Genomic DNA, 359 nt, shown 5'->3' on the forward strand with positions numbered 1-359 from the left:
CGCCACCAATGCTCAGCAACATCCGCTGGAGTTCATCGCCAGCCAACATCTGGACGACCTCAGCCGTCCCGGTAAACACCTCGATCTGGAAAGCCTGACGCTGTGGCTGTCCCAGCAGGCCGGCCAGCCTTACTTGCGCATCGACCCACTGAAAATCAACGTCGCCGCCATTACGCCGCTGATGTCCTATGCCTTCGCCCAACGCCACAAGATTCTGGCGGTGGCCATCGACCGCGATGCCGTCACCGTGGCCAGCGCCCAGCCCTTCGTCAGCGGCTGGGAAGTCGACCTGACCCACGTATTGAAACTGCCGATCAAGCGCGTGGTGGCCAACCCGGTGGATATCCAGCGCTTCAGCG

At 62.1% G+C, this 359-nt stretch carries 1 protein-coding gene; it reads left to right on the plus strand.

The window, feature by feature from the left end; genetic code table 11:
• On the plus strand, positions 1 to 359 hold a 359-nt coding region (locus AC1DF0_RS32705), incomplete at both ends, for a GspE/PulE/PilB domain-containing protein (RefSeq protein ID WP_477577800.1).

This window comes from Paenibacillus sp. 05T425, assembly GCF_056396205.1.